A 10,506-nucleotide genomic window follows, 5' to 3' on the forward strand; every position below is an offset into this window, starting at 1 on the left:
TGCTTCTAGGGATTTCCGAATTGATTAAGTTATCTTGTTTGAGTTTGTTTCAAATAGTCTGTTTTTTGTGCTCGAGCACAGCGTTAGCAAACATCGATTATATTAAACCGTTTGATGTGGATTTCGTTCACTATCACGCCAAACTCGAGCCTGACTTCAAAGATCAAAGTGTAGCTGGAATTGTTCAGATTGATTTTATGCCGATTGCAAAAAACGTCAGAACGCTCACATTTTCTGCTGAATATAAATCGATTAAATCGATAAATTTAAACGGCAAACCTGCTCAATTTTCACTCCACGATAAGCAGCTTATTATTGATACTTCTAAATCTTTGAGCGCAGAAAAATTAAACACTTTAGCAATAGAGTATCAAGCTAAGCCAAGACGTGGAATGAGGTTTCATGAAGATCATTTGTACACTGTCTACCACACGAAAAATTGGTTAGTTGCTCATAACAACATAAATGATAAGGCCAGTTTTGAGTTGGAGCTTATCCATGACAAAAAACTGATCTCACAAGGTAATGGCTTGATGCTTTCTCAAAAAAAGCTGGGGGAACATCAAGTTATTTCACATTGGCATCAACCTAATGCAATGCCTATATATACTTTTGGCTTTGCTCTTGGCGAATTTGAATCATTTACTCAAAAGGTAAATGAAACGACTTTTTCTTTTCTCTACACGAAAGGTTCAGAACTTAGTAAGAAGAGTATTCAAAATGCGTTTTCAGATGTTCCGGATATGCTTCAATTTTTTGAACAGAAATCAGGTTTCCCTTTACCTCAGGGAACTTATGCTTACGTCATTGTAGAAGGGCGTATAGCCCAAGAAAGCGCAGGCTTTAGCTTGGTTGGAGAAAGATTTGTTCATACTGTTCTAAAAAATAAGAGTGAAAACTGGTTTATTGCTCATGAGCTGGCCCACGAGTGGTGGGGCAACAGCGTAACCTGTGCGAACTTTTCTCACTTTTGGCTAAACGAGGGACTGGTGCAATTTTTAGTGGCAGCTTATAAGCAACACTTATTTGGTGAGCAAGCTTATAAAGATGAGATTAATGTCGCCATTCGCCGAGTAAAGCGCGCGGTAAAAGAAAATCGAGTGGCTCCCGTTGCTTTCTATAACGAAATCAATGAACAAGAAATCAATCGAACCATGGCGTATAGCAAAGGCGCGTTAGTATTTTATATGCTTAGAGAAAAATTAGGTGATAAGCTGTTTTGGCAAGCACTTAAGCAATATACCATGACCTATAAAGACAAGTCGGTGACAACACAAGATCTAAAGTCTTCGTTTGAGAAAACAACCAGTAAAGATCTTTCTGATTTCTTTAATCGCTGGGTTTATGGTCATGAAATCCCAACGTTGCAATTATAATCAGATAAAAACCTGACGATTGTTAGTAAAGATATCAATGGAAATTAAAGAGGACAGATCTCACTTAAAGAAGGGTAGTGAAGCCAAATAACATCTTTTAATATTCGCGGAAGGCGCGCTGTTTTTAGCGCTGACCTTCCCGCGGGTGGAATATGATTATTGTTTAGCTCTGAGAGTATCGATGAACTTGGCATCCACCCACATGATTTCATAGTTGGGTGGAGTACAACGACGACAATAGAAAAGATATTTTCCATCGGGTGTTACATAACCTCCACCGTCTTCACCCTCTGTATTTATTTTTTCGCCAAAATTGACGGCTGCTCCCCATGAACCATCCGGCTGGCGAAAACTGATATACATATCACTATCACCATATCCACCATCGCGTTCACTATCCCAAATAATGTAAGACTCATCAGGAGCGATAAAGGGGTGGGCTGTCCACTTGCCTGTGTTTATCTCTTTGTTAAAAGGCTTTGGTGTTTCACGTTTGCCATTTATCAGTCTTGAATATCGAAGCATACCATCGCCGTTGGTGCCAACCTCATCAAAAACGTAGGTTCCTTTTGCTGATGCTGTCAAACGCATGATGCGAAAGTCTTCAAAGAGGGGGCCGAGGCTCTTGGGCTCTGACCAACCGTCGCCAGTGCGTTCTCTGTATTGATTACGAGAATACATAACTTTGCCATCCGTGGAGACAAAACCTCCCCAATCCACAACGGATTCATGCCAGCGGCCATTCTCATACTTAAAAACTATTTTCGTCGACTTTCCGGTTTTGTGGTGTCTCCGGGTTACGTAGTACTCTTTCATATCCGGCGAGAAGTAGCCGCCCCAGTCGCGATACTCTTTAGAGGGGATGCCAGGAGCAAATATTTTAGGTGTCAGGCCTGGTGGCTTTTGGCCTATGTAGGGGCCTTTTAGAACAGGGTAGTCATTATTGACGCTTTTTTGGGCAAAGCCTGTAATACTACTCAGTAGTATTATCGCGATGACACTGTTAACTTTAAAATTGATGTTCATTGCTATCCTCTTAATGGTAAGTCGCGCTGCTCAGATCAGCAAAGATAAATGCTGTTTTTATGTAAGCTTCTTTTTCTAGTGGATTGAGAATACCAAAGGTAACGAATCACAATTTAAAAGCTTGAAGTTCTTCTGACTTTTGTCTGACTTCTTGCTGATATGTAGATTTATGATATTTATCAATGGGTTAGGTTTGGATGAAAAGAGAGCCAGCTTTTGGCAGTCAGAGGAAATGGAACCGGAAATGATGCAATGTATGTCGATTTATAGTCTCATTCTAACAAACTCAGTTGGTGATAAACCAAATTTTGCTTTAAAGCATTTACCGAAGTAGCTATGGCTTGAAAATCCAGCTTCTAATGCGACAATGCTAATTGTACTTCCATTTTCTAACATAGACTTTGCTTTATCGAGACGGTATTGACGTAAGTATTCGCTAGGAGTCATATCACAAATGGCTTTAAGTTTTCGGTGAAGTTGTCTTTCACTCATGCCAATCTCACTTGCCGCCGTTACCATTCTAAAGTCTGAATTACTGTAGTTTTTCGCTAAATTTACATTCAATTTATCGAAAAACTTTGCTTCATGAACTGTCAGCTTTGTATCGGAAAGCTCATCTTCGCTATCGGAACTTCTATTCAAGGTGGATAGGCTGTCCGAAGTCGTAAATAGACTTTCATTAAAGCGCTTTTTTAAGATCTCGCGAATACCTAGCAAGTTCCGAATACGAATAATTAACTCTTCGGTATCAAAAGGCTTTGTTAAGTATTCGTCAGCTTTCTCACTCCATCCTTTAAGTCGGCTTTGTCTATCGCCTCGAGCCGTTAATAATATAATAGGGATGTGACTGGTTTCCTCCATTTTCCTTAGGTGATGTATTGCCTCAAAACCATCCATTTTAGGCATCATAACATCACTAATGATTAGATCCGGAATGTATTTTTTAGCTAGCTCAATACCTTCTAGACCATTCTTTGCGGTAAGACAGTGGTAATGTTCGACAAGACTTTTACGCATGTATTCAAGCATGTCAGTATTGTCTTCGATGATGAGCAGTGTTTGTAGATCATGATGGATACTACACTCATTACTAGTGACTTCTTTTTCTTCTGAAGCATCATGTTCACCAAGATTCACTAGTTCTGTTCTTATGGACTCACTACTAAGACGAGTGTCGGCAGCTTCTACTTCGTTAATAATGGGCAATTGAATAACAACCTTTGTGCCCACTCCCAACTGGCTAGTGAGAGAAATAGAGCCATCGTGATATTCTACCAAGCGCTTTACTAGAGAAAGTCCAATACCCGCTCCAGTGATGGTCTCATTGCCTTTGTCAATAACTCGATGAAAACGCTTAAAGATCTTTGTTTGCTCACCTTCCGAAATACCAATTCCTGTGTCTTCAATTGAAACTTCATAAAGTTCTTGGTTAATACGTGTTGCTGAAACGTAAACTTTGCCTCCTGGCGGTGTATACTTAATAGCATTAGATACTAAGTTGAGAGTTATCTTTTCAATCGCATCAGGAATAAAATCAAAATAGATGTCATCTATTTTACCTGTGACCAGTTCTACTTTTTTATCAAAAGAGATATCTTGGAATGCTTCGATAATCAAACGGATGGTTTCTCCAATGGCTTGCGGTAACTTTCTGTTAGCTCGATTGGATTTAAACGCTTCCATGTCTAATAATTGGTCAACCATACGCAGTAAACGAAAGCCATTTCTTTGGATAACATCCAGACGATTAAGCTCTTCTGTTCGCTGTTCTAACTGACTCTTTTCTGAGCGTATTTCATCAAACTGCTCCCGCTTTGATGCTAACAGTTGCGCGATAGGCCCCAGTATGAGTGTCAAAGGTGTCCTGAATTCGTGGCTGATATTAGAGAACTCTTCATTCTTTTCTACAAGGAGTTGTTCAACCGTCTCTTTTTCTTTTGCTAACTCGAGAGTTCTAGTCTTTACTGATTGTTCAAGGACTAATGCCCGGCGGACAAGTGAGCGAGTACGGATGCTCAAAAGTAAATACACAGATAAAAATATAATAATAAAGTAGACAAAGTAGGCTAGGTTAGTTTTCCAAAAAGGTGGGGAGATAGTCAACTTTAGTGATGTAATATCTTCTCTCCAGTCACCATTTTTATCGGTCGCTTTGATATCTAACCGATAGTCTCCATGAGGGATATTCGTATAGGTGGCAATGCGGTTGGTATGGTCGGTAACTATCCAGTCATTATCCCACCCAGAAAGTTTATAAGCGTATTTTACTCGGTCCGGGGCTACAGAGTTTAGTACGGCAAAATCAAAAGAAAACAAGGATTCTTTGTAGGTTAGATTTATTTCTTTAGCTGACTGTACAGATTGTTGAAGTGTAAATGAGCTGTTTTTTATCGTTTTATTAACAGATACCGGAGAATTAAATAGTTTGAAGTCAGTGAATACGAGGGGCTGAGGAATATTTTTGTCACGGATAGTATCTGGATAAAATCTTTGAATGCCTTTGAGGTTACCTAGCGCAATCTCACCTGACTCGGATATTGCATTAGCCGGATTAAAGTCATTGCTAAGTAGGCCATCTTTAATATAGAAGCTGTCAAATTTTTGAGTAGCTCGATTAAACTTTGATAATCCACTTATTGTGCCTGCCCAGATATCTCCTACACTATCTGCAACGACACTGAGAACCCTGTCATTGGCTAGGCCGTCCTTTTTGCTATAGTGGATAAATGACTCTGATTTAAGACTAAACTGATTGAGCCCTCCGCCTAAAGTACCGATCCAAATGCTGCCTTGTCCATCGTCGAAAAATGATGAAATGTGGTCATGACTCAAACCATCAGGTGCGTCAGCGTTGCGACTGTAACTCTGGTGTGTATTAGACGATACGTCTATTTTAATAAAACCATTCCATGTACCCACCCATAGTCGCCCTGAGTGATCTAGATATAAACGGTTAATACTGGAGATAATTCCATACTTCTCGTTTACCTGGGTAAATTCACCTGTATTTCGGTCGAATTTTAGTAGCCCACTTCTAATACTTCCTACCCACACCTCTCCTTTGTTATCTTCAACAATACCCGTAATAATGGGTGGGCTCTTGGGCAGATATCTAAATTGATTTTTTGAGCTACTGAATTGATATAAGCCTTTACCATGAGTACCGACCCAAATCACTCCATCTTTGGTTTGGGTAAGAGCAATTACTCGGTTGCTCCCTATTGAGAACTCATCCGATGTATTATGTTGGTATATCGACTCAACTTGGTGTTCCTTATCATACTTAACGATTCCATAGTCATAATAACTAGCCCAAAGAGAACCACTCTTATCATACATCAGCGCAACGGCTGGCTTTCCCGAAAAATCATTATTCTTATGAGTAGCAGGGGCACTGTTAGATATTGGAGAAAAAAGCCTTTCAGAATAAAAGTAATTCAAGCCAGAAAAAGAAGCTACCCAGATACGCCCTTGTTGATCTAAATACAAATCCGATATCTTGCTGTTGTTCAGAGAGCCCTCATTGTTTTTTTCATGCTTAAACAGTTGGCACTCTTGAGTCACAGTGTACAAAAGACAAAGGCCACTTTGTTTTGTTCCTAACCATATATGTCCCTGACCATCTTGGACTATACTGGAAACATCTAAATCCAGATCGGCATCAGAGTGGCCATTCTTTATAGTAAAAGAGTTGAATCTATCTGTATTAGAATCGAAAAGGTAGAGCCCACTTTCTGTACCTGCCCATATTTGACCTTGTTTGCTTTCAAAGATGGCGTTGACTTTAAGCCCATCTATATTGGATGATTTTTTCGAGTAACCTTCACCATATAAATAGCGAGTAAAATCATTAGTTGCAGGATTATAAAGGTTTAGTCCTTCAGCGGTTCCAATCCAAGAGCGGCCTGAACGATCAACGAGAATAGAGTGAGTACTGCTGTCACTTATGCTGTTAGAATTCTTTGCGTCGAGGGTATATTTATTTACTTTACCAGTATTCGTATTAAGCTGATACAGAGCGTAAACAGAACCAACCCAGAGAAGGCCATTGTTGCTGCCAATAACATTTTTAACAAATAATTTTTTATTAGAGCTTTCACTCTCTGAGTTATCAAGTTGTACATAACTAAACTGGTTGGTTTTGGGATCAAATCTATTAAGTCCTTGAGCTGTACCTACCCAAATGAATCCCTGGTTGTCTTGCCACAACGCTGTAATAGAATTATCCGAAATACTGGTTGGATCGTTAGAGTCATGAAGAAAATGTTTAAATTGATAACCATCATATCGGTTGAGACCTGCCTCCGTTCCAAACCACAAAAATCCATCAGTATCTTGCATAATCACTCTGAAGCCGTATGGAAAAGCAGTAGTGGATAATCCATCTTCTACTGTTAGTTGAGAAAAAGTGATTGAATTAGCAAGAACGAAGTTAACTGGGATAACAAAGCATAAAAAAAAGAGGAACGTGAGGTGTCGTTTTAAAGTATTAATGGCTCGGTCCTCATATAGAATTCTATAAAGTCATAGTATTTTGTATCTTGATAAAGATATTAACATTTAAACAAATAACTCTGTTTTTCCTGCAATGGTGGAGGGGGAGAGCTGTTTTGCACCATACACGATAATACGATAACAATCCAGGCTAAGGAATCCGATGATTAAAAAGAAAGGAGCTAAATTCAAACGTTTGCACGCTTTATCCAAGCAATTAAAAATAAGCTGGCTGTCAGAATAGTTCAGATGCACAAGGTTGAACATTAATTCACCAAGAGAATTAACAGGCGTTTTACTGCGTAGGTTAGCCTGCAATCGTTCTACTGTCGAAAATTCCTTCAGCCTGCTCACGACTTAATACAGTCTGGTTTCATCAACTACCTGATCTTGCTATTATCAAACATAAACACCAAGATTGTTAACACACAATTATGTGTCGTTATCTGTTTTTCTTATTCTAATAGCGCGAATCTCTGCCTTATGTTTTTGCAATCCATCGAAATACTCCCAGTCAATATACTTCAGGTCATTTTTTCGACCGTGACAATTCTTGGCGCTTTTCTAATATGGAATCTCAAAATTTACCGCAATTTGGCGATTTTCTTTATCTATCAGTCAGTTTTGATGTTGTTGAACTTTTTGGAAGAGACACAAATTACTAGCTCAACTCATCTAATTACGCCTGCTTTTACCTTAGTAGTGGGGCCTTTGCTGTACTTTTTTGTTCGCTCTTTGGTGAATGACACAGCATTGCCTCTGAGTAAAAAATGTGCTCATTTTATCCCAATGCTACTGGCGCTTCCTTTCACAAACTTTACTCAGGTAGTAATAGCATTGGGTACAGTCAGTCAGATTCTTTACCTCGCAGCATCATTTCGATTACTGAGTCGTTATCATTTGGCCTCAATGGGTGTACGCTCAGATGCCTACTCGATGAAATTGACCTGGATTATCAGGGCATTATCTGTTTTCGCAGTAATTGTTATTATCGATCTTATTCGTTTAAATATGCAAAAACACACGTCTGGCGATTTAAAAGCGGCTTGGTACTTTATCAATGTGTTGGTATTTTTCTGTATTTCTTTGTACTTACTACTCAAAGTCCTCAAGAATCCTCAATTATTCGATGGAATGCTCCCGTATGAACAATCAGTGCAACCAACGACACCTGAAGATAAACAACAAGACCTTCCAACGGCCAAAGCACTTTGTCAGAACATTGAGAGTATTATTCTTCAAAAAGAGTTATTTAAGCAACAGAGAATAACCGTTACTGATATTGCCAATGAAACAGGTCTCACCGTGAAAAACATCTCCTGGGCTATTAACCTGGGAGCGAATCAGAACTTTTGTGAATATATTAACGCCCTCAGGGTGAAAGATATGAAAGAAAAAATCATTGCAGGAATTCCAAAGGGACAAAAATTGCTAGACCTCGCATTTGAATCAGGTTTTAACTCCAAATCCACTTTCAATACTGTTTTCAAACGAGAGGTAGGAATGACTCCAACCCAATTTCTGCAAAAAAATCGCCCGGAATAATGGTTCAGAAGTACAGAAACAGGCATCAACACGTCCAAAATCAGGATATCGGGCGCTATTAACACCGTTTGCCTATATGTTTGAACATACTCATCACATCCGTAAGAGATATTTATATGCAGCTTGATAGAAATCAAAGCAGTTTTATATTCACAATTATGATCACCATTGCCATATTATTTGGCATAGCGCCTACAAAAACTCATGCAGAAAATAAAGCGTCAATAATGACAAACAGCGCTATTGGTCATCCTGCAACCAATAGTAGGGTAGAGGACCCTGCAGCCTATTATGCCGCCAGAGTTAAGGCTCTCGAATTGGTGAAACAAAAGAGCTGGCAATCAGCTAGACCTCTCATTGAGTCTTTGACCAATCAATATCCAGATGATGGTGATACCTGGTATCTTCTGGGTCTGACTTATTTTCAATTGGGACAATGGGAAAAGTCGATTAATGCGTTTGAAAGAACCATAGCTTTAGGTACCATTCTTTCGAACATCCCAACAGGATCTGCTCCGTCAAATGACATTATGATGAATATTGCGGAAGCGTATTCTGAGCTTGGACAGGAATCTAATGCGATTGCCTGGATCACCAAATCCTTGGAAGCGCGTTACGACGGAAGAAAAGATTTAGTAAGTAATGCTCATTTTGAGCAGATCGCAGACTCTAAAGCCTTTCAAAGAGTCTCTGGCAATTATCTCCCAGAGAATTTATCCAGGATTCAATCTTGGCAATTCGATCTCAACTTTCTGGTAGAGGAAATTAAACGTCTCCACATCAACATGTACCATTCGGTCAGCAAGGCAAAATTTGAACAAATAGTGAGTCGTATTAACGATAGAATACCTTATCTTTCAGATCAGGAGATCGTATTTGAGTTTATGAAGCTGGTTGCTACCTTGGGCAATGGGCATAACTTTATCGTTCCCGCCTTCGGCAAAAAAGGCTCTTTCAAACAACTTCCGTTGCAGTTTTACCAGTTCAGCGATGGTCTTTTTATTGTAGATGCTAGCCAGCAATATCGGCAGCTTGTTGGAAGTAAAGTGGTGGCCATCGGAAATATGAAGGTGGATGAAGCATTATCCAAAGTTAAAGTGATTAATGCTAGGGATAATGATATGCAGCAGCTTTGGTTGGGGCCTTATTATTTGGGGTTAGCTGAGGTACTAAAAGGATTGAATATAGTTAATGATGCCGAGGATATTACTCTTACTATCAAGGACAATGAAGGTAAGCAACGAGTGATAAAACCAACACTCAAGGCTATGACGTTCAGCGGCTTTCCTAAGCTACCTGCTTTAGCCAAGAGTAGTGCAATCCACAACTTAAAAATTAAGGAACAATATTGGTATAAGCATGTTCCAGAAAAGTCGGCTCTCTACATTCAATACAATTATGTTCACAATAATCCCTCTCGCTCTTTTGAGGACTTTAATCAAGAATTAAGAGAAAAAGCTTCTAAATTGAATATCCAAAACCTAATTTTGGATATCAGACATAATGCGGGAGGAAATGGAAGCATTTATCCGCCAATTTTAAAAACGCTCGTTCAATTTGAAGCACTAAGATCACAAGGCAAGATATTCGTTATTATCGGAAGAAATACTTTTTCAGCCGCACATAATTTATTATTGGATATCAGCCGACTAACTAACGCCGTCATAGTTGGTGAGCCAAGTGGTAGTAGGCCCAATGCATTAGGGGAAGCCGGTTGGTTTAAACTGCCTTACAGCGGAACGCTGGGCATTATTTCTTCACAGTTTCATCAAGCTTCGAAGGCCGAAGACCATCGAATTTGGGTTGCTCCACACGTTCCTGTAAATTTATCATCGGTCGAGTATTTTTCTGGAGAAGATCCGGCTTTGAATGTAATCTTTAAGATAATCAGCAATCAAGCTTCAACAAAATAGGGCTGTAGTGACATTCCGAAAAAAGTGACCGGCTCCCCATAAACAGATCCACAAAGACAGTGAAATCGGGCATGATTTGCCCCTCAGGAGGATCGCACATGAAAGCAAAACGTTTTTCTGTCGAACAAATAGTTGCAGCCATTAAACAGCAA

6 protein-coding genes are annotated in these 10,506 nt (G+C 39.4%); 3 read left to right on the plus strand and 3 right to left on the minus strand.

Translation table 11 applies throughout. From position 1 onward, the window contains the following. The first annotated feature begins 65 nt into the window (after window positions 1-65). Window positions 66-1,376 (plus strand): M1 family aminopeptidase, encoded by a 1,311-nt coding sequence (locus NH399_RS08810; protein WP_253039036.1) that lies wholly within the window; start codon window positions 66-68, stop codon window positions 1,374-1,376. A 156-nt stretch (window positions 1,377-1,532) separates the two neighbouring features. Here the strand turns inward: NH399_RS08810 and NH399_RS08815 are convergent, their stop codons facing one another. From NH399_RS08815 to NH399_RS08825, 3 genes are all read right to left on the minus strand, one after another. Next, window positions 1,533-2,402: a hypothetical protein gene (locus NH399_RS08815; RefSeq protein ID WP_253039037.1), complete on the minus strand. Its 870-nt coding sequence runs from the start codon at window positions 2,400-2,402 to the stop codon at window positions 1,533-1,535. Window positions 2,403-2,666: 264 nt separating this feature from the next. Next, entirely contained in the window at window positions 2,667-6,743 is a 4,077-nt protein-coding gene (locus tag NH399_RS08820; RefSeq protein ID WP_253039038.1) for a two-component regulator propeller domain-containing protein, read from the minus strand. 219 nt (window positions 6,744-6,962) lie between these two features. Then, the gene (locus tag NH399_RS08825) at window positions 6,963-7,250 is read right to left on the minus strand and encodes a hypothetical protein (protein WP_253039039.1); all 288 of its coding nucleotides are present in this window, start codon (window positions 7,248-7,250) and stop codon (window positions 6,963-6,965) included. A gap of 189 nt (window positions 7,251-7,439) precedes the next feature. Here NH399_RS08825 and NH399_RS25900 point away from each other — a divergent pair, with 189 nt between their 5' ends. Then, on the plus strand, window positions 7,440-8,441 hold the full coding sequence (locus NH399_RS25900) for a helix-turn-helix domain-containing protein (protein ID WP_253039040.1): 1,002 nt from the start codon (window positions 7,440-7,442) through the stop codon (window positions 8,439-8,441). A 116-nt stretch (window positions 8,442-8,557) separates the two neighbouring features. After that, the gene (locus NH399_RS08835) at window positions 8,558-10,354 is read left to right on the plus strand and encodes a S41 family peptidase (protein WP_253039041.1); all 1,797 of its coding nucleotides are present in this window, start codon (window positions 8,558-8,560) and stop codon (window positions 10,352-10,354) included. Window positions 10,355-10,506 lie beyond the last annotated feature (152 nt).

The sequence above is a fragment of the Pleionea sp. CnH1-48 genome, from assembly GCF_024124665.1.
Taxonomy (GTDB): Bacteria; Pseudomonadota; Gammaproteobacteria; order Enterobacterales; family Kangiellaceae; genus JAMXSB01.

Bases quoted from the DNA above. Each gene is read 5' to 3' on its own strand.
- NH399_RS08815 (WP_253039037.1), bottom strand. From the start codon at position 2,402: ATGAACATCAATTTTAAAGTTAACAGTGTCATCGCGATAATACTACTG.
- NH399_RS08835 (WP_253039041.1), top strand. From the start codon at position 8,558: ATGCAGCTTGATAGAAATCAAAGCAGTTTTATATTCACAATTATGATC.
- NH399_RS08820 (WP_253039038.1), bottom strand. From the start codon at position 6,743: ATGCAAGATACTGATGGATTTTTGTGGTTTGGAACGGAGGCAGGTCTC.